General features: G+C 52.8%; 16 protein-coding genes. 6 read left to right on the forward strand and 10 right to left on the reverse strand.

Annotated features, from left to right (window positions below):
- Positions 1 to 177: 177 nt before the first annotated feature.
- Together R9X49_RS19975 and gorA are read left to right on the forward strand one after the other, a co-directional pair.
- Positions 178 to 1020 carry a 23S rRNA (adenine(2030)-N(6))-methyltransferase RlmJ gene (locus R9X49_RS19975; protein WP_225086278.1) on the forward strand — a complete coding sequence of 281 codons (843 nt, stop codon included), beginning with the start codon at positions 178 to 180 and terminating at the stop codon, positions 1018 to 1020.
- 128 nt (positions 1021 to 1148) lie between these two features.
- Positions 1149 to 2501 (forward strand): glutathione-disulfide reductase, encoded by a 1353-nt coding sequence (gorA, locus tag R9X49_RS19980; RefSeq protein ID WP_319850037.1) that lies wholly within the window; start codon positions 1149 to 1151, stop codon positions 2499 to 2501.
- Between the two features lie 131 nt (positions 2502 to 2632).
- On the opposite strand, the gene R9X49_RS19985 is transcribed toward gorA, so the two are convergent.
- Positions 2633 to 5416, reverse strand: a complete 2784-nt coding sequence (locus R9X49_RS19985; protein WP_319850038.1) for an AAA domain-containing protein — start codon at positions 5414 to 5416, stop codon at positions 2633 to 2635.
- A 327-nt stretch (positions 5417 to 5743) separates the two neighbouring features.
- On the opposite strand from R9X49_RS19985, the gene R9X49_RS19990 reads away from it, so the two are divergent.
- On the forward strand, positions 5744 to 6649 hold the full coding sequence (locus R9X49_RS19990; RefSeq protein ID WP_319850039.1) for a siderophore-interacting protein: 906 nt from the start codon (positions 5744 to 5746) through the stop codon (positions 6647 to 6649).
- 33 nt (positions 6650 to 6682) lie between these two features.
- Here R9X49_RS19990 and dsbG read toward each other — a convergent pair whose 3' ends face one another.
- Complete coding sequence (gene dsbG / locus R9X49_RS19995) at positions 6683 to 7438, reverse strand: thiol:disulfide interchange protein DsbG (RefSeq protein WP_319850041.1); 756 nt, start codon at positions 7436 to 7438, stop codon at positions 6683 to 6685.
- Positions 7439 to 7615: 177 nt separating this feature from the next.
- Here dsbG and R9X49_RS20000 point away from each other — a divergent pair, with 177 nt between their 5' ends.
- The gene (locus R9X49_RS20000; protein ID WP_319850193.1) at positions 7616 to 8242 is read left to right on the forward strand and encodes a LysE family translocator; all 627 of its coding nucleotides are present in this window, start codon (positions 7616 to 7618) and stop codon (positions 8240 to 8242) included.
- A 43-nt stretch (positions 8243 to 8285) separates the two neighbouring features.
- Here R9X49_RS20000 and R9X49_RS20005 read toward each other — a convergent pair whose 3' ends face one another.
- A complete protein-coding gene (locus R9X49_RS20005) occupies positions 8286 to 9158 on the reverse strand; it encodes a LysR family transcriptional regulator (protein WP_319850042.1) in 873 nt (290 codons plus the stop codon).
- A 102-nt stretch (positions 9159 to 9260) separates the two neighbouring features.
- On the opposite strand from R9X49_RS20005, the gene R9X49_RS20010 reads away from it, so the two are divergent.
- The gene (locus R9X49_RS20010) at positions 9261 to 9770 is read left to right on the forward strand and encodes a phenolic acid decarboxylase (protein ID WP_413775901.1); all 510 of its coding nucleotides are present in this window, start codon (positions 9261 to 9263) and stop codon (positions 9768 to 9770) included.
- A 55-nt stretch (positions 9771 to 9825) separates the two neighbouring features.
- Here R9X49_RS20010 and R9X49_RS20015 read toward each other — a convergent pair whose 3' ends face one another.
- The 7 genes from R9X49_RS20015 to ghrB all read right to left on the reverse strand — a co-directional run bounded on the left by R9X49_RS20015 (position 9826) and on the right by ghrB (position 18414).
- The gene (locus tag R9X49_RS20015; protein WP_319850044.1) at positions 9826 to 10959 is read right to left on the reverse strand and encodes an alkylhydroperoxidase domain protein; all 1134 of its coding nucleotides are present in this window, start codon (positions 10957 to 10959) and stop codon (positions 9826 to 9828) included.
- A complete protein-coding gene (locus R9X49_RS20020) occupies positions 10956 to 11990 on the reverse strand; it encodes a putative FMN-dependent luciferase-like monooxygenase (protein WP_319850045.1) in 1035 nt (344 codons plus the stop codon). Before R9X49_RS20020 ends, R9X49_RS20015 begins: the two co-directional genes overlap by 4 nt.
- Position 11991: 1 nt before the next feature.
- Positions 11992 to 13683, reverse strand: coding sequence for an ABC transporter ATP-binding protein (locus R9X49_RS20025; protein ID WP_319850046.1), 1692 nt, complete (start codon positions 13681 to 13683; stop codon positions 11992 to 11994).
- The gene (locus R9X49_RS20030; protein WP_181830108.1) at positions 13680 to 14540 is read right to left on the reverse strand and encodes an ABC transporter permease; all 861 of its coding nucleotides are present in this window, start codon (positions 14538 to 14540) and stop codon (positions 13680 to 13682) included. The genes R9X49_RS20025 and R9X49_RS20030 overlap by 4 nt, the downstream gene beginning before the upstream one ends.
- The gene (locus R9X49_RS20035) at positions 14537 to 15481 is read right to left on the reverse strand and encodes an ABC transporter permease (protein ID WP_319850047.1); all 945 of its coding nucleotides are present in this window, start codon (positions 15479 to 15481) and stop codon (positions 14537 to 14539) included. The genes R9X49_RS20030 and R9X49_RS20035 overlap by 4 nt, the downstream gene beginning before the upstream one ends.
- 27 nt (positions 15482 to 15508) lie before the next feature.
- Entirely contained in the window at positions 15509 to 17146 is a 1638-nt protein-coding gene (locus R9X49_RS20040; RefSeq protein WP_319850048.1) for a TIGR04028 family ABC transporter substrate-binding protein, read from the reverse strand.
- 305 nt (positions 17147 to 17451) lie between these two features.
- On the reverse strand, positions 17452 to 18414 hold the full coding sequence (gene ghrB / locus R9X49_RS20045) for a glyoxylate/hydroxypyruvate reductase GhrB (protein ID WP_319850195.1): 963 nt from the start codon (positions 18412 to 18414) through the stop codon (positions 17452 to 17454).
- Between the two features lie 339 nt (positions 18415 to 18753).
- On the opposite strand from ghrB, the gene R9X49_RS20050 reads away from it, so the two are divergent.
- A complete protein-coding gene (locus R9X49_RS20050; protein WP_319850049.1) occupies positions 18754 to 20715 on the forward strand; it encodes a methyl-accepting chemotaxis protein in 1962 nt (653 codons plus the stop codon).
- Positions 20716 to 20722: the final 7 nt, after the last annotated feature.

Raw genomic sequence — 20722 nt, forward strand, 5'->3', positions numbered from 1 at the left:
GAATGAAAAACGGCCATGTTTCACAATTTACTGATTTAATAAGATAAAAATGGCGGGTTTGCGGGGCGGTTCGCAGGGGGCTGCGTTGTTTCGGTATTGAGGGGATATTTTCCGCCGCAGACGGTTATACTGTCAGCTAATCGACGTTATTTATAAAAACTTCACCGGAAAGCAAGCATGTTAAGTTACCGCCACAGTTTCCATGCCGGCAATCACGCCGACGTGCTGAAACACACCGTTCAGAGCCTGATCATCACTGCCCTGAAAGAGAAAGAAAAACCTTTCCTGTATCTGGATACCCACGCGGGTGCCGGTCGCTATCAGCTTAGCGGCGAACACGCCGAGCGCACAGGCGAGTATCTGGATGGCATCGCGAAAATCTGGCAGCGTGACGATATTCCGGCTGAACTCGAACCTTACATGCAGGCCGTGCATACCTATAACCACAATGGCCAGTTGCGCTATTACCCCGGTTCCCCGCTGATTGCGCGCCAGCTGCTGCGCGAGCAGGACAAGCTCCATTTGACCGAGCTGCACCCCAGCGATTTCCCGCTGCTGCGCAATGAGTTTCAGAAAGATTCGCGCGCCAAAGTGCTGCGTGACGATGGCTACCAGCAATTGAAATCCCAACTGCCGCCGCTTTCCCGCCGCGGTTTCATGCTGATCGACCCGCCGTATGAGTTGAAAACGGACTATCAGGCCGTGGTGAAAGGCATTCAGGAAGGGCATAAACGTTTTGCTACCGGCGTCTTTGCGCTGTGGTATCCGGTGGTGCTGCGTCAGCACATCAAACGTATGCTGAAAGAGCTGGAAGCCACGGGTATTCGCAATATCCTGCAAATTGAGCTGGCGGTGCTGCCGGACAGCGATCGCTACGGCATGACGGCGTCGGGCATGATTGTGATTAACCCGCCGTGGAAGCTGGCAGCGCAGATGAAGAGCGTGCTGCCGTGGCTGCATAGCGTGCTGGTACCGGAAGGCACCGGACATACGCTGGTGGAGCAAATCGTACCGGAGTAATGCGCATGGCGGTGGTGGGAAACACGGTCAGTTTTTCCTATCGCAACCATAGGCATAACCTTTATGAGGCGTATGGCTCTGGCGTTACACTCTAGGCAAATTTTATTCACTTAAGCATGGATACACTGATGACCAAACACTATGACTACCTTGCTATTGGCGGCGGCAGCGGCGGTATTGCGTCTATCAACCGCGCGGCGATGTATGGAAAAAAATGTGCGTTGATCGAAGCAAAATATCTGGGCGGCACCTGCGTCAACGTCGGCTGTGTGCCGAAGAAAGTGATGTGGCATGCGGCGCAGATTGCCGAAGCGATCCATCAGTACGGGCCGGATTACGGATTCGATACTACGGTGAACCAGTTCAACTGGGGCACGTTGGTCAAGAACCGTAGCGCCTACATCGATCGTATCCACCAGTCATACGATAACGTGCTGGGCAAGAATAAGGTCGATGTTATCCACGGTTTTGCCCGCTTTGTCGATGCGCACACGGTGGAAGTGAACGGCGAAAAAATTACGGCTGACCATATCCTGATTGCGACGGGCGGTCGTCCGGTTCACCCTGCTATTCCCGGTGCGGAGTACGGTATCGATTCCGACGGTTTCTTTGAGCTGGATGCGTTGCCGAAGCGTACCGCGATTGTCGGTGCAGGCTATATCGCGGTGGAAATTGCTGGCGTGCTGAACGGGCTGGGGTCTGAAACCCACCTGTTTGTACGCAAACACGCGCCGCTGCGCAGCTTTGATCCGCTGATTGTCGATACGCTGGTGGAAGTGATGAACACCGAAGGGCCGACGCTGCATACCGAATCAATCCCGAAAGCGATTGTGAAGAATGCCGATGGCAGCCTGACGCTGGAGTTGGAAAACGGTCAGTCACAAACCGTCGACTGCCTGATTTGGGCGATCGGTCGCGAACCGGCGACGGATAACCTGAACCTGAGCGTCACGGGTGTAGAGCTGAACGACAAAGGCTACATCAACGTCGATAAATTCCAGAACACCAACGTCCCCGGTATTTACGCTGTTGGCGATAACACCGGTGCCGTTGAGCTTACGCCGGTTGCCGTCGCGGCGGGGCGTCGTTTGTCCGAACGTCTGTTTAACAACAAGCCGGACGAGCATCTGGACTACAGCAATATTCCAACCGTCGTCTTCAGCCACCCGCCGATTGGTACTGTCGGGCTGACCGAACCGCAGGCGCGTGAGCAGTACGGTGACGATCAGGTAAAAGTGTATAAATCTGCTTTCACCGCGATGTACACCGCTGTCACGCAGCACCGCCAGCCGTGCCGTATGAAGCTGGTCTGCGTAGGTAAAGAGGAAAAAATCGTCGGCATCCACGGCATCGGTTTTGGTATGGATGAGATGCTGCAAGGCTTCGCGGTTGCCGTCAAAATGGGCGCGACCAAGAAAGACTTCGACAACACTGTCGCTATCCACCCGACCGCGTCGGAAGAGTTTGTGACGATGCGATGATTAAATCACTCTCGCAGTGAAAAGCCTGTATGGGGCCAGAGATGACGCTGGCCTCATAGGGAAAAAATCTATCTGAGCCACTCTCTTCTTATTTTGATGTCCCAGAGCAAACCCATTGTTCTCATCCGGCATTAACACACCGACTCATGTTGTTCTGTATCAGATTCTGGTATGAAAGTGATAATCTCTTCTAGTGCTTTGCGAATTTTTTTCTCTTCCTCGCTTCCTGTTGTTGGAAAACGCAATAATGGGATTCCTAACTTAAATAGAATACTGTTTTTCTTCGCGTCCCGCGCTAATTGTTTAGGATCGAGGGCGTGGGTTCGGTGGCCATCGACTTCTATTGCAAGTACAGGGAGTTTATCCAGCTTGTTGCAGATCAGAAAATCTATATGGCTATTCGGATTCTGGGAAAATTGCTGCTCAGCCTCAGTGAGTATGCTGAAATCCTTTATCAGCAATCCTAACGTATAATTATGTTTGTACATGAATGAAGTAAACATCTTATCAGCAAGGATTTTTTCCAAAAGCGTAGCCATTAGATTTTCAGAATCAAACTGAGATATAACTTTCATCTTGCTTTTAAGTTCTTGTAAAACAGGTGCAAACTCGCTATACAAACAGTCGAATATTGAAGCGATTTTACTTTCAAAGATATTAGGTGACATAGATTGGTATTCTATGTGCCGTATTAAATCACCAATATTCGTACCTTGCTGTTTGAATAAACTGGCTGACATTACCATAATGAATTTTTCTTTTGCTCGCGATACGGCGACATTAATTAAATTCGGACTGTCATTAAATGTATCTGCCCAGTTCGCGGTTGGGCTATATATGATGATGTCTTTTTCACGTCCTTGAAACTTGTGTGCGGTATCTATTTTTATCTTTTTTCTATCAATAAGACCGTTAGCTTTTTCAACCTGTGCGCGATAAGGCGTAACGATACCGATTTTTTCTGGACCTACATTGGCTAAATCGGCTTCAAGTACTTCTTGTTTAATTACGTCCAACTCACGAGAGTTGACTTGGCTTTTGCCGCCAGGTGCTTTGCGGGTGTGATTGCCTGGCGTTGTTTTGAAAATCTTAAATGGCTCAGTGTCTGAATGCGTCATGATGACAAGCTGGCCGTTGTAATATTTCTGATTACAGAAGTCGATGATCCGAGGGTGGCAACGATAGTGCTCTTTGAGCAGCGTGGAGGGGGCTTCCTTAGCGAACACCTTGTTTACAGACGACAAGAGGCTTTCTGTTCGATAACTATAATTGGTATGGATATCAAATTGCGTGTCAATATCAGGCTGAGCGGCGATGAGCGACTTGTTTGGAATATGGGGGATTTGCTTTAAATCACCGACGACAATCATATTTTTGGCACACGCCATAGCTAATATGCCTGTGAGCAGGTTTACCTGTGATGCCTCATCAACAATGATATAGTCAAAGAGCTCATTATCACCCTTATTGTTAATGATGGAATCGGTTGTGCTCAGGACAACAGGAAACCGCTTAACAAAGTCGGCGAAATGATTTTTATAAGATCTATAAGTGAATTCAACGCGATCCATGTGGTGATGGGTTGAGAAAATGTGGTGCCTGAATAGTGCCATCGAACAATGAGTATACTGCTTTAGCTGTTCATCGAAATTGTGTTGCCTTAATTTTTTATCTATTGTCCGTTTTTTTTCTGCAAGCTCTTGTTTTCTTCTTCGATAATACTCAGAGATGAGTCCTTTGAACAATTCACCAGAAAGGACTTTGAGATCCTTGAATTTGTAAATTCCATATTTTAATAGCCAGGTAAACTTTCGTGACCACGGCAGCGTTTCTTTTTCTGAGAAGTGCTCCACCTCAGCCATAAATCTCATCAGATTGGGTGTTGACCAACGGTTGCCAAAAGACCATTTAGATGGGTTTATTGGATCAATAGAGAAATAATTATCAAAATATTTGCTTTCGATCTCAAGCCTACTGATTAGTTCCTGAACTTTGGCTTGCTCATTTTTTAGCTCAAGTAGCTCGGAAATCAATGTGTCCGTGTTGGCAATAATCTCTCTGTTTTTTATCAGGTCATTTTCAGAAAGCGCCCAATGAGAAAGATCGGGGATATTATTTTCCTTGGCGAAAAATTCATCCTGTAATTCTTTGCTGCCAAGACTGGCTGAGATAAACGGGAAGCCTTTTTCTTCTAATTTATCATAAATATTTTTTGTTGCCTCATTGTTCCCTGAAACTACAGCAATCGTCTTATTTTGACAGACCAGATTGGCAATCATATTGAGTATAGTCTGTGTTTTTCCTGTTCCGGGTGGACCTTGAATAAGACTTATTTTTGATGTTAGCCCCTTAATAACGGCTTCACGCTGTGATGGGTTTATCCCAAAAGGGAAAAGGGGTAATGAGCAATGTTCTGTTGGTAACTGAGAGGGGCTAATATAGCGACTCAGCACGGAGTCGTCTCTTATACGGTTGAGCTTATTTTCATAATAATAGTGTGCTGATTCAGACAGCTCCGAGTCTTTTAAAAATTTGGCGATATGACGATAATAGCTGATAAGGTGTTTTGTCTCTTTCCTGTGCGCGATATTGGGTATTATTTCTACGTCATCGATGGGGAAGGCTTTGCTATATCCATTGTTGAAGAAAACGAGATACTGGTTATCAAAAGTTAATACTTCATCCCATTCTCTCATTGATTCTTTTTTGAATCTAACAATGGAACCTTCAGTGTTGATAGCGTCTGGGTTAGCAAAAAACAGGACGTTTTCTCTGTTATAGGTGAAAGGTTTTCCATTCTGAAAAGTGACGCACATTTTGTCGCCTGATAGCGTGACATCAGTGACTGCTTTTGTCGTGTTTTTGAATTCACTTTGCTTGCTTCTGGTTAGAACCAAGTACTTCCGCTCATCCATGAATCACTTATCCTTTTTCGGTCAAAAACCACTGGGAACTGCATTCTAAACGAAAAACTCTGAGGTTCTAAGCTAATGGCTGTGAATTTAGGGTGAGAAAACGGGTGGTCTAAATCAACCAAAAATGCCAATGATGTTAACGCTCAATGTAGTGTGGCTCGTTAACCTGGTTTCCTGCCACAAGATGAAGAAAATGCTGCTTTTATCACGGCATTCACTTGAATAGTGATAATGATTATCGTTAGTGTTTTGTTTATGGTAAGTTGCGGTAATGGGTTTGATCCCGCTGACTGATTTTTTCCTTACAAAACATACGGTTTTATCACTATGTCTTTAGCTACCCGTACAACGTCTTCAGCCTATCGGTTGTTCAACTTACGCTTAGAGAGTAAGACGTTACTCTCACCTTCATTAGCTCGCTGTGTGTTCACCGGCCCAGAAGTGCGCCAGATGAAACTGGACGCGCCGGATCAGCGCATCAAGCTGCTGCTCGCCAGTGAAAGCGGGGAACTGACGCCGATGGCCGTGAGCGATACCTGGTATCAGGACTATCTGGCGCTGCCGCGTGAGCGTCGCCCGATTTTGCGTACCTATACGCTGCGTTCCGTCTCACAGGAATCACAGCAGACGGCGATCGATTTTGTGCTGCACGGTGATACCGGGCCTGCCTCAAGCTGGGCGAATCACGCTAAGCCGGGCGATACGCTACAGATTGTCGCGCCCAATGCGGAAGCGGATGGCGACAGCGGCGGCTATGAGTGGGTACCGCACGATGGCGTTGAGCAGGTACTGCTGATTGCGGATGAAACGGCGCTGCCAGCGGCGATGGGGATTCTTGAACAACTGGCTACCCAGTCTTCTCCGCCGTCGGTACAGGCTTTTTTTGAAGTGCCGAAAGTAGCGGACTGCGTGACATCGGGCAACTTCCCTTTTGCACAGATTCACTGGCTGCCGCGTGAGGAAACCGGCAGCACAGTATGGGGTGAGCGCCTGCTGGCTGCGGTGCAACAGGACGTGAAGATTCCGGCCAGCGCCTGTACCAACCGAGATGAAATCGCGCAGGAGACGCCAGAAGACGAACTACTGTGGGAACGGGCAACGGCACATCGCCCGTTTTACGCGTGGGCGGCGGGAGAGTCTTCCGCCATCAAACGGCTGCGCCGCTATCTGCTCGACGAGCGGCACCTCGATAAAGAGACAATCAACTTTATGGCGTACTGGTCGCATCGCTAAGAGAAACGTCAGGAGGGAGATGCCCTCCTGTGTTTATTTCCCCATCATCTCCGCCAACTGCTGTGCATCTGGCAGCCCGACGACCTGCTGTAATTCATTCTTATCATTCAGGTAATAGATGGCAGGCGTGACGTTGGCGCCTAATTCATCCATGAGTCGCTGATTATGCTGAATGTTATTCCAGATGTCGCGTGATGAAGCCTCGGGGAACGGGGGCACCGTTTTGCCGTTCGACAGTTCATACTCATGCCAGGCTTTGGCTGGATCGCTGGCGGCAAGAATCGCCGCGGCATAACGTCCGCTTTCCGGTTTGATGACGCCGACCAGCAGCGTTTGTAACTGCACTTTTCCTGCTTTTACCCACGGCTGTGCCTGCTGCCAGAACTGTTTGCAGTACGGGCAGAACGGGTCAGCAAAGACGATGATTTTACGCGGCGCATCCTTCGAGCCTTCAGTGATAAACGGCGCCTGCTGTAGTTTCTGCCACATTTCCCGACCGGCAGGCACATACACTTCCTGCTGAATCAGCGTTTCACTCAGGTTGTTACCATGTTCGTCATACATATAGCCCGAAATGGCGTGCTTACCGTCCGGCGTTAAGTAGATGGTCACCCCTACGCCTTGATAACTACCCAGCCAGCCTTGCACGCCGCCGGGTGCAGTGAACGGCTTGATGATCGTAATGCCCTGTTTTTCGATACTCTTCACTGCATCCGGCAGGGTATCTTGCGCCAGTGACGATGTGGAAAGCGTCAATAAGGCGAATGTGAGGAAGAAGCGTTTTATCATGGTGTTACACCTGTATCGTGAATCATTGCCTGTCGGATAGGTAACCGATCTCTTGTATGGCCATGCCCTATCGTCTATTAGGTAGAGATTACTATAAGATAGCGTGTCCGCTCACTTGCATCATTCTCAATGAGGATGGTGTGTTTTGTGGTTTTCCCTGCTGGAGTAATGAATACCGTGACCCTGACCGAATCGCTGATTGCTTTTACGTTTGCGGCGACGCTGCTGACTCTGACGCCGGGTTTAGACACGGCGTTGATTTTACGCACCGCGACCGTTGAAGGCAGTAAAAAAGCCTTCCATGCCGCGTTTGGTATTCAAGTGGGCTGCCTGATTTGGGGCGCGATGGTGGCATTTGGTCTGGGAACGCTGATTGCAGCCTCGGAGTTGGCCTATAACATCCTGAAATGGTGCGGGGCGGCGTATCTCTGCTGGCTGGGTCTGCAAATGATCCTGAAACCCAGAACAGAGATGGTGATGGCGACGTCATCACAAGACGCACCGAAACATCAGAACTGGTTTCTCCGCGGCATGTTGGGCAACGTATTAAACCCGAAAGTGGGTGTGTTCTACGTTTCATTTCTGCCACAATTTATTCCTGCTGGCCATTCAGTGGTGCTGTGGACGTACCTGCTCGTGCTTATTCATGTTGTTATCGGCACGGTGTGGTCGTCTACGCTGATTGCTGCTACGCGCCCACTGTCACGCTTTCTGCGTCGCGGCCCGGTCGTGAAATGGATGGACCGAACGACAGGTGTTCTTTTTCTGGCATTCGCTGCGCGTCTGGCTTTTTCACGGCGGTAGTGTGGCCTTAGCATCGAAATTATCGATAAACGCCTCTCATACCTCAGAGCCTGCCGAACAGTAGCGCGATGAGTGTCAGAATCTCTTTGCTGAGCGGCTGCCCTTTCTCTTCGGCTAACAGATAGAGTGGGGTGGTACGCCTTTCCCCTTGCTGTAACGGCAGTATTTGTAATTCGCCCCGCGTAATGTGTTCTGCAATTCGTGCTTCCGGCAGCCAGCCGTAGCCTACCTGATGCAAAACGGCCTGTGTGGCTGCTTCAAACGTGGTGAACGTCCAGCTTTCGGCGGAGGAAGGCTGCGTATGCGGCGTCGTGCGCGTCACAATCTCTACGCAGGGGTAGCGAGACAGTGCTTCATGGCTTAACGGCGTGGGGAGTGAGAAAAGTGGATGATGGCTGTGTGCGACGGCAACAAAATCAACGTTCATCAGCCATTGCCCGGCAATGCCGTCAAGTTCACGCGAGGTGATGACATAAATATCCGCCTCGCGTGCTTTCAACTGTTCCGGCGTTTCATTACGCAGCACTTCGGTTAGGTGGATACGGGTGGCAGGATGCTGTTTTTGAAAGGCGCTGAGCAGGTGAAATAGGCGATCTTTGGGGAAGGTGCTGTCAACCACCAGGTTGATGCTGGTCTGTTCACCCATTTTCAGAGAATGGGCGCGGGCTTCCAGCGCATGAAACGAACGTATTACGGGTCGCACCTGCGCGAGCAGATTTTCACCCTCTGGAGTGAGCTCAGCTTTGCGTCCGTGGATGGTGAGTAGCGCGATGCCCAATCGCTCTTGCAGCAGAGAAAGCTGATAGCTGACCGAAGACTGGCTGCGATGAAGCGCATTTGCCGCTTGCGTATAGCCGCCCAAATCAATAACCGCCTGAAGGATTTCCCACTGTTCCAGCGTCGTCTTTGCCAGCATCTTTAATACATCCAAATATCGAATGGTTTTCCCTGAAAAATAGCGTTATTCATCGAATTAATAAAGCTCTAGAGTGAATTCACCTATTTAGGGAGAGCCATCATGCCGTCATTTAATCAACACGATCTGAGCCATTTTGTAGGTAAACACCTGGTATATACCTATGATAATGGTTGGAATTACGAGCTGTATGTCAAAAATGCCAACACGATAGACTACCGTATTCATAGCGGTATCGTGGGGAATCGTTGGGTGAAGGATCAACTGGTGTATATCGTGCAGGTTGCCCGCGAGGTGTATAAGATTTCATGGACAGAGCCAACGGGAACGGACGTCAGCCTGATTGTTAACATTGCCGATAAGCTCTTTCACGGCACGATCTTCTTCCCGCGTTGGATCATCAATAATCCAGAGAAAACGGTGTGCTTCCAGAACGAACATATTGCTGAAATGGAAGCCCATCGCGAAGCGGGCCCCGCGTACCCCACCGAAGTCATCGATGAATTCGCCACTATTACGTTTATCCGCGACTGTGGCGAGAACAACAACGAGGTCATCAACTGCCCTGCCTGCGAATTGCCTGCGGATTTCCCTGCCTGCTTGAAAAAATAAACAGCGATAGGCGACACACTACCGTGTCGCCTGACTGGTTATCGCACCAGGCTGATTAATGCTCCGGCCAGAAGGGTTCGCCTAGCGTCAGCATCAGTCGGTTGGCCCATGAGAAAAAGGCGGCGGACTGCACCACATCGACGATCTCCAGCGTGTCTAATCCCTGCTCTTGCAGTTGCTTCAGGTCGTTCGCGTTGACCTGCGCGGGCGTGGCGGAAAGGCGGGCCGAGAAATCGATAATCGCCTGCCAGCGTGGGCTTTGACCGATGCCCAAATCACCGCCGGGAACGACATCCAGCAGTCGCTGCACATCGCTGTCCTGTTTGTAGAGCTGGCTGGCTTTACGCGCGTGTACCGAGGCGCAGTAGATGCAGCCGTTGACCTTGCTAGTGACAGCGGCGATCAGTTCGCGCTCCTTGCGCGGCAGGCCGCCAGCGGTATAGAAAATCCCTTTATCCGTCAGCGTGCGCTGTTCCAGTACCGGGAGATTGCGGCCTAGCAGACGGAAATAGTCGGAATCGGTGTGCCCGAAGCGCGCCAGAATCGCCTGCTCATCCGCATTAAATTCGGCCAGCGGTTTGGGGGCGATCCACGGTTCCCAGCCCAACTCTGCCTGAGTAAACGCCTGCGGTGCAGATTTGCCACTGTGCGTCTGCGGTTGGGTATGCCATTGGCCTGCAACAGCGGCCTGTGAATGGGGCTGGCCGACGCGATGACCAGCAATCAGGCGATAGCCGCGCAGCAACCGGCTTTGAAAATTCACAAACGCGATGAGCTGCGACAGCGTCACGATATCATCTACCGACCAGCCCGCTTGCTCCAGCGTGCTGATATGGGACGCTGAGGCGTGTACGGGGGTTTTCGTCAGGCGTTCGGCATGATCCAGCGCCAGCTGTAGCGCGGGTGTCAACGCGGGTTCCGGGAAGTCCGACAGCCGCTCGGCATAAAAATGCTGCAATTGCTCATCCTGCTGCCAGCCGCTGATCTTGGTCGCGAACCAGAAGCGTAGCGATAGCGGCAGCGTCGCGTCGTCTGCAGCGTTGGCGTTAAACAGCGCCTCGTAGCTGCCCTGAGTGTGGCGTGTCGCCGCATCACGGGTTTTTCTGGCTGCCGCGAGGGCGGAGTCCGGGCTAATTTCGGCCAGCGTATCCAGGATGTCCTGAGTGTGTAACGTGTTAGCGTGCGTCATGCAATCTCCTGCCCGATCGGGCTTTTCTGTTTGACGGCGGGTCTCCAGCCCAACGCGGGAGCCACCTGAGTGGCAATCAGTTCAAGCGAGCGCAGAATTAGCGCATGCGGCGGATCGATGGAGTGCACCTGGAATGTCACATCGGTCGCACGCTCCAGCGAACTGTCTGCCCGAAGTGACGCGATGACATCCTGCGCGGTGCCGACATGGCTATCAAAGGAAGCGATCAGCGCTTCTATCGAGTCGTGAGAGATCGCACGGAACGTGCCGGAACGGGCGGCGGAACGAGTAAGCCCTTTTTCTGCCAGACTCAGTGCCAACTGGCGATCGTCAGCCACGAAAACGCTACGTGAGCTGAGGATGCGCGGTGCGACACCAGCGGGCAGCGCGGCCAAATAGGCGTCGATCATTGGGTTTTGCAGATCGGCGAGCGTGGCGTCCGGGAAATGTTCCGGGCGCGGCTGGGTACGGGAAAGCATCAGGCCATCGCCTGCTTTACCAGCACGCTCGGCACCTTCGATGGAAAACGTGGCCTGCCAGACGCGCTTATCCAAATGCGGCGCGGCAGGGTAGAGCTGATTGCCGTCTTCGCTCAAGGCTTCCCCCCGCCAGGCGGCGCGCAGTTTCTCCAGATAGCGCCCGAGGATCTGTCCGCGCTGCGCGCTGTCGTGACCAAATGCGGCGAATGATGACGGTGTACCGCCAGAACCGACGCCGACTTCCAGCCGACCGTTGCTGAGTAAATCGAGCACGGCGGTGTCTTCCGCTACGCGCAGCGGCTCTTCCATCGGCAGCGTAATCACGCCAGTGCCGAGCTGGATACGTTGGGTGCGTGCGGCGACCAGCGCCAGAAACACCAGTGGTGAAGGCAGCCCGCCTTCATCAGCGTGAAAGTGGTGCTGCGCGACCCAGGCGCTGTCGAATCCTAGCTGTTCGGCTTTGACGATTTGTTCCGTTGCCAGCCGATAGCGCTGCTGGGCGGAGGTGTCATCCAGCAGCCGCGTGAAAAATCCCAGACGTTTCGTTGTCATTCTACTGTCCTTGGTTTAGTGCCACTTTGGTTTCAGAGTGATGCGGGCGGGCAAAAGCCGGGTGTTGCTGCCCAGGGATGGCCTCGATGAGTTCACGGGTGTAGCGATGTTCGGGATGGGCGAAGATCTGCTCTACCGGGCCGGATTCAAGCTGCTTGCCGTGGTACAGCACGGAAACGGTGTCGGCGATCTGGCGCACGACCGCCAAGTCGTGCGAAATGAACAGGTATGTCAGCCCAAGTGATTCCTGTAATTCAGCCAGCAAACGTAGAATCTGCGCCTGCACGGTGACATCCAGCGCCGAGACGGCCTCGTCCAGCACCAAAACCTGCGGTTCCAGCACTAACGCCCGAGCGATAGCAACACGTTGTCGCTGGCCGCCGGACAGCTCACGCGGTTTGCGTGACAGCAGCGCAACCGGCAGGGCGACGCGCTCGAACATCTCATGAATTTTTCGCTCCCGCTGCGCGGCAGTATGGCGATTAAAATTGCGCAGCGGTTCCTCGACGATGTCGTATAACCGCTGTGAGGGATCGAGTGAACCAAAGGGATTCTGGTAGACCAGCTGAATTTTCTGCCGGAATTGCCGTAGCGCTTCGCCTTTCAGGTGAGTGATATCGGTGCCGTCGATCAGAATGCGCCCGGCGCTGGGGTGGTGAAACCCGAGCAGGCTGCGTGCCGTGGTGGTTTTACCCGAGCCAGATTCGCCGACAATGGCGTGCGTTGTGCCGCGTGCCACGCTGAAAGAGACGTCATCCACGGCCCGAAAATGTTCCCCTTTACGGCCTGACAAGGGGAAGGTCTGCACCAGATTTTCAACCGAGACAATAATGTTAGGGGCAGAGGCATTGGCGCGTTGTGGGCGCGGCGTTGGGTTAAGCGACGGCACGTTCGCCAGCAGCGTGCGGGCATAGTGGCTTGAGGGCGCGCTGAGTACCTCAAGCGTAGGCCCTTGCTCCTGAATGTAACCGTTCTGAAAGACCAGAAGCCGATCGGCACGCTCGGCCGCTACGCCCAGATCGTGGGTGACGAATAGCACCGCTGTCCCATTTTCGCGCCGTAGCTCATCAAGCAGGTCGAGAATCCGTTTCTGTACCGTGACATCCAGCGCGCTGGTGGGTTCATCGGCAATAATCAGCGCGGGCTTTAGCGCAATGGCAATCGCGATCAGGACGCGCTGTTTCATGCCGCCGGACAGCTCGTGCGGATACTGTTTCGCTCGCAGCTCCGGCTGGTTTAACCCCACGCGTTCCAGCAGCGCCAGCGTTTTCTGGCGGGTCGTCTGGCGATCTTCCCGCTGATGAATGCGCAGAATCTCGTCCACCTGCTCGCCGATGGTCTGCACGGGGTTCAGGGAACTGGTGGGATCCTGCGGGATCAGGCTGATCTGCGCACCGCGCACGCTGTCCAAGCGCTTTTGCGACCAGCCGCTGATATCCACGCCGTTGAGACGAATGGCGCCGCGTGTTAACCGACCATTTTCGGCGAGTAAACCGATGACGGCCTGCGCAGTGGTGGTTTTCCCTGAACCGGATTCCCCCACCAGTGCGACGACTTCACCGGGCTGAATATGAAAAGAGACGCCTTCCACGACGGTCTGCTCGCGATCGTCACTGCGGTAGGCAATCGTGACGTTTTCCAGAGCGAGTACGGGCACCGCCGCGCTGGTTTGTAAGCTGGCTGACAGGCTCATCGTTCCGTCCTTCTGATAGATTGGCTGATACGGTTGGCGGACAACACCACGAGTACGACAACCAGACCGGGGAAGGTGGTTAACCACCACGCGGTGGCAATGTAGTTGCGGCCTTCGGCGATCAGCAGTCCCCATTCTGGCGTGGGCGGTGGTGCGCCGTAGCCGAGGAAACTGAGTGTGGAGATGGCCAGAATCGCGCTGCCGAATTGCAGCGCGGCAAAGGCGAAAACGGTGGTCAGTGAGTTCGGCAGAATATGTCGCCACAGCACGCTGAAAAAGGTACCGCCGCTGCCATAGGCGGCTTCGACGTAGTCGCTGTGGCGCACGCGCAACACTTCTGAACGCACCAGCCGGGTGAAACTGGCGACGGAGGTGACGCCCACGGCAATCGCGGCGTTAACGGTGCCGAAGCCCAACAGAATGATGACGCTCAGCGCCAGCAGCAGGCCGGGAATAGCCAGCAACACATCAATGCTACGCATCACGACGCTATCCAGCCAGCCGCCCACCGCGCCCGCCAAGAGACCAAACAGGCTACCGAGCACCAGACCCAGCCCGACGGCGATAACGGCACCGGAAAGTGAGTGCACCGCGCCATAAACGATGCGCGCGTAGAGGTCACGTCCCAGCTGGTCGGTGCCAAGCCAGTAGTCGGCGTCGGGTGCCAGCCGCTGTGCGCCCGCGATGCCCTCTGTCGGGCTATAGCCGGTAAACCAGCCGGGGAACAGCGCCCAGAGCGCGACGGTCAGCATCACCAGCCAGGCCAGCAACAGCCCCGGTTGGAAGGCGTAGCGACGCAGAAGCGGTCGCTTGCGCAGAAGAGGAAAGGTGATTTTTTCCAGCTGTACGGTAGTCATAGCGTGGCTCCTGGCGTTTTTTTCAGGCGCGGATCGAGAAGGGGATAGAGCAGGTCGACGGCCAGATTGACGACAACAAAGGCGGCAGCGGAAATCAGTACGATGGCCTGCAATACGCTGCTGTCCTGATAGTTCACGGCTTCCTGCGTCAACTGGCCGAGTCCGTTACGGCCAAACACGGTTTCGGTAATCAGCGCTCCCGCAATCAGTTCGCCCAACAGCAGGCCGGCGATGGTCAGCGTGGGCAGCATCGCGTTACGGGCGATATGTCGCCACAGTACGCCGCTGCGGCTGGCTCCTTTGGCGCGGGCGACGGCAACAAACGGCTGGGTTTGCACCTGATCGATGCTGCGCATCAACACCTGAGCCAGCGGGGCGGAGATCGGCAGCGCCAGCGTGAGAACTGGTAAAATCAGTCCTTCCCATTCGCCGGGGTTAATCACCGGAATCAGCCCCAGACGGAAAGAGAAAATCTGAATCAGTACGATACCGAGCCAAAAAGTCGGGACGGAAATAAACAGCGACGGCAACGATTGCAGCGCGCTTCGCAGCCACTGAAACGGCGTCAGCGTCGATAAGAATGCGAGAGCAAACGCCAGCAGACTGGCGGCAATGAAACCCAGTACCGCGAGCAGCAGCGTGGGCGGCAGGTTCGCGGCAATTAGCTCGGTGACGGGCACGCCAGCCTGCAGAGAGAGGCCGAGATCGCCACGTAATATCTGGGCTATCGCATGAAAATATTGCGTGAGTACCGGCGTATCGGCACCGTAAGACAAACGCAACTGCGCGATCTGCTCGGCACTCAGACCGAGCTCTGGGTTTTGGAACTTGATCAGTACAGCATCACCCGGCATCGCCTGAAGCAGGATAAAAGACAGGGTAAATGCCGCCCACAGGACGAGCAGTGCCTGACCGATGCGCAGTGCCAGATATCGGTTCATGATGATCACCTCTCTCTTTCTTCTGTGTTACTTATCCAGCCAGACGTTGTAGAAGCTGGGGCGACCAACGGCTTCAAACGCGATGCCTTTTGTGGTGGGGGCGCCGGCAAACACCTGCGGCTCTTCAAAAATGGGAATGACGTAGGCCTGATCGATCAGGTAGTTCTGTACCTCCCCGACCAGCGCCAGTCGCTTGCTGCGGTCGGTTTCAGCGGCGATGCCATCCAGCAGCGTATTCAGATGCGGGTCAACAAAGTCCTTCACCTTGTCGCTGGAGCCACCTTTTTGCAGCAGGACGTTACGTACCGTTGGGTAATACTGGCTTTTCAACACATCCGGGTCGGCACGGCCTACCATCGCTGGCGCCACGCCGGTTTTCAGCGGATCGAGGCTATCAACGGTCTTGCTGCCTGCGTCACCCGCCAGCACGTTCAGTTTCACGCCGACTTTTGCCCACTGCTGGGAAACCAGCTGTAAAGTTTCTTTGTTTTGCGGCTGCGGCAGGGATTCATAAGCGGTCAGTTCCAGCGTTTTGCCGTCTTTTTGCCGCAATCCTTGTGAACCGGTTTTCCAGCCTGCTTCATCTAACAGTTTGTTAGCCTGTGCAGGATCGAACGTGAGCTTGCTGGAGAGATCGACATAGCCTGCGGCGGTTTTAGCCAGTGGGGAGGTGGCCTGCGGGTAGTTGTCAGAGAACAGCGTATTGATAATCTCTTTGGTGTTGGTGGCGTGGAGCAGTGCTTTACGCACGCGGATATCGGCGACCAGCGGGTTATCCGGGCGGAAAACCACGCTGTTATTGACGCCGCGCGTCGGCGGGGCATAAAGATTGAAGCCCTGACTCTGCACCCGCTTTTCATCGTAGGCCTGAATCTGACGAATGAAATCCGCCTGACCGGATACCAACGCGCCAATACGCACGCTGTCTTCCGGAGTCACCAGATAGGTAATGCCGTCCAGATAGGCACGTCCCTGATGTTTCGATTTAACCGGTGCCCAGTTGTAATCCTTACGGGCGGTCAGTTTCAGTTCGCGTCCCAGTTTCTCGCTGCTGACCACGAACGGGCCAGAACCAATAATGTTTTTGGCATTGCCTAACTGATTGAAATTGCGCTCAAGCGTGCTGAGAGATACCAGACCGGAACCGATCGCTGAGGTGCCTTGCAGAAAGCCTGGGGAGGGCTTCTTAAAGTAAAACTTCACGGTGAGCGGGTCGATAACTTCGCTGCGCAGATAGTTATTGATGACCTCTGAAATTGGCTGGTTGAGCGCAGTATTTCCTAACCCATAGGTATCGAAGTTTTTCGCTACCGCGTTGGCATCCAGCGGCGTGCCATCAGAGAAGCTGATGCCGGGACGAATCTTGAACGTGTATTCGGTGTTATCCGCGTTGACGGTCCAGGATTCCGCAACCCACGGCTCGATCTCCAGCGTTTCCGGGTTCTGGTACGTCAGTTTGTCGGTAATCTGGTTGAGAATACCGCCGTTCGGGTAGAACCCGCCTGCGGGCGTATAGAGGTTGGTGTGTGCTTGCTGTTCCAGATAAATCAGCGTGCCGCCGATTTTCGGTGTGTCGTTCGCTGCCTGTGCGCTCAGCGCACCGCCCAGAAGGAGCAACGAGGCAAAAAGAGTGAGTTTCTGATGAGGATGCAAAAAAGTCGCCACGATGGTTGTTCCTACAGGTAATGGTTTTTATTAACGTTCTGTTTTATCAGGTGAATGTGCGGATCGATTACGTCCTGAAATGGGGAAATACGGTGGGGACGGTAACCGTTCGTTACAGCCGATACTTCCATAGGCGATAGGAAACAGCAAAGAACAAAACCGGCATTGGTTATCCAGTTTTTAGGTAGGGAAAAGCGCGGTTTTTGGCGTGAAATAGCTGCGTTTCGCGTGTGATGGCGGGTTTATTGAGTGGGAGGGCAGCAGCGCTGCGAGCACGTCGTCGCAGCGCTAAGATCGCCTGGGGACTATTTCAAAACCTGCGGATTCACGCAGTTTTCTTTTACCTGACCGCTCAGGGCGGCAATCAGGTTGTCAACGGCACAGGCAGCCATGTCGTAACGGGTTTCGTGCGTGGCAGAACCGATATGCGGCAGCGCCACGACGTTAGGTAAATCCAGCAGCGGAGAATCGACGGGGAGCGGCTCTTTGACAAACACATCCAGACCCGCGCCCTGAATTGTTCCTTTCACCAGGGCTTCCGTCAGCGCGTCTTCATCCACGACGGCACCACGACCGATATTAATCAAAATGGCGCTGGGTTTCATTTTTGCCAGCTGCTTACGACCAATCAGATGATGCGTTTCCGCCGTTAGCGGCAGCGTAATACAGAGGAAATCAGACTCGGCCAGGAGCGTATCGAGATCGCAGTGACGGGCATTAAAGCGCTGCTCTGCTTCGGCGTGATGGCGGCGAGCGTTGTACAGAACCGGCATGCTAAAACCAAAGTGAGCGCGTTGTGCGACGGCCAGACCGATGCGACCCATCCCCAGAATGCCAATGGTCTTATGGTGAACGTCAGTGCCAAACCAGTCGCTGTCAACGCCACCCTTCCATTCGCCTGCTTTAACGCGTTCAGCCACTTCCACGACCCGACGCGCGCTGGCGAGCATCAGTGCCAGAACCGTATCCGCCACGGTTTCCGTCAGCACGGTTGGGGTATGCATGAGAATCACCCCTTTTTCATTCAGTGCATCGACGTTAAAGGTATCGTAACCGACAGAAATGGTGGACGCCGCACGTAAACGTGGGGCGTGTTGCAGGAAGTCTTTATCGACTTTACCACCGGAACCAATGATGCCTTCGGCCGTTGCCAGCGCCGGGTGGTCGAGTGAAGGAAAGGCGTCAAGTTCAGTGACGGTGAAGTGTTGGTCTAAACGAGCGCGTAGGTCGTCAGCAATTTTTTTATACAGGATAACGCTAGGTTTCATCACAAACTCCAGCAGATTAAGGAAGTTAACGTAGAAATAGCTCATCGAATAATCGCGTAGCTGGCGGGAGACTGCAAGCGATACCGCCCCCGCATCTGCCCAAGGTTAACCGAGATTAATGGGGGATTTGCACGATGGATAGGATGAACGATCGCATACAGGCGCTTAGCGTGAGTTTTTATGTCTTGATTAATATATTTCCTTTGTGATTGTTATCACTCATTTTGGGGTAAAGCATTGCCACGACAAACCGATAACCCTATTTACGGGGATGTTTTAGATATGGTGTTTTTTTAGACAGATTCATGTTTTAGACACGGTTTGTTAATGGGGGCGGAAATGCATTTTTTTACCAGGATTATGAGTAACCTCAAGGTGTCTCATAAGCTGTATGGCGGTTTCGGTATTGTCCTGCTGTTAGTGATGATGGCGTCTGGTGTTGGCGCTGTACGATTTTTTATCATTCACGATCTGTATGTTAAAACGACCATTTTGAATGAAATGAATCATTACCTCGATCAGTCAAAAATGGCGAGAGTAAAATATTCATTCACCTTTGCGGATGACAATATCAAGAATCTGAATACCTATATTAGTCAGGCAAATCAGCAAAAAGAAAAAGCGAAAGCACTCACGTGGGAAGAGGGATATCTCTCTGATTTTAATAATCTTGATCAAGATTTTAAAGATTATGATACCGATCTGAATACCCTGAAAGCCGCCGCCAATGCGGTCGTCGCGACGGCAAAAAAAATCGGCCAGATGAACGCCTCTGATGCATTAACGGCATTTATGACCAACCTTCCTGTCGGCGCGGATGAAAATGCGTTAGCGATGCAGAAAGACGCGTTCTCACTGCTGTTTCTGAAACTGGTCAACAGCACTTATATCTTACAAAAAGAGAACAGCGAAGCCGCGTTTAATGCACAGAAACAGGTCTATGCTGCATCGAAGGCATCCTACGATGCGTTGGCATCGTCGGTCAGTGGCGATCGTCGTCGCGTCGTGGATTCGTTTTGGCAAGCATTTGAAAATTATCATCAAACGGCAGAGCAGTATTACGTACAACTGGGGCAGTTAAAGACCACAGATGTTAAATTCCGGGCAACCGGAGACAAAATGACGAGTGATATCGGCAATATTCTGCAAAAGCTCGGCGCGAAGAATGATGACATCATCAATAGCTCCGTACTGCAAACGCTGGTTTTAGGGGCGATAGCCATCGTATTCGGGTTATTGATCGCCTGGTCTGTCACGCGACAAATTACCCGGCCCATTATTACCAACCTGAAGCTGGCGGAACGCATTGCGGGCGGCGATCTGTCCGCCAATGTCACGGTAGAACGGCATGATGAACTGGGGCAATTAACGACGGCGATGATGGTGATGACGGAGAAATTACGTCATTTAATGACTGATATTCGTCAAAGCGTGTACAGCGTTGAAAGTGCTTCTTCTGACATTGCCGTAGGCAATAATGATTTGTCATCACGTACCGAACAGCAATCGGCGGCGATTGTAGAAACCGCAGCCAGTATGGAAGAGTTAACGGCTACCGTGAAGAACAACGCCGATAACGCCCGACATGCCAGCCAGATTGCCGGAGAAGCCTCAACCAATGCCAATCGCGGTGGGGAGATTATCAACCGCGTAATTAACACCATGAGTGATATTTCAGGGAGTTCGAAGAAAATCTCTGATATTACGAGCGTTATTAATAGCATCGCTTTCCAGACCAATATTTTGGCATTGAATGCGGCGGTGGAAGCGGCGCGTGCCGGTGAACAAGGGCGAGGATTTGCGGTGGTTGCCAGTGAGGTGCGCAGTCTTGCCCAGCGCAGTTCTCAGGCGGCAAAAGAGATCGAAAGCCTGATTTCAGAGTCGGTTTCTCGCGTGGGTGCCGGAACGGATCTGGTTTCTCAGGCGGGAACGACGATGGATGACATTGTGGCTTCAGTGAGCCGTGTGAATGACATCATGGGGGAAATCTCTTCGGCATCGGATGAGCAGAGCCGCGGGATTGCGCAAATCGGCAGTGCTGTCGCTGAAATGGACACAACCATTCAGCAGAATGCCGCCATGGTGAGCGAATCCTCCGTCGCGGCGAACTCGTTGCAGGAACAGGCCTCGAAGCTGGCAAAACTGATGTCGGTTTTCCGCATATCTGATGCGGATGTTGCCGGTCTGCCAAGACTGCAAGGATCGGGCACCAGTAACGGTAACTCGGGCAATAAGCCGAAGGCTCGTCTGCCGACGTTCGCATCGCGGGATAGCGGAAGCGATAACTGGACAACGTTCTGATATTCCG

The organism is Pectobacterium carotovorum, from assembly GCF_033898505.1.
Classification (GTDB): domain Bacteria; phylum Pseudomonadota; class Gammaproteobacteria; order Enterobacterales; family Enterobacteriaceae; genus Pectobacterium; species Pectobacterium carotovorum_J.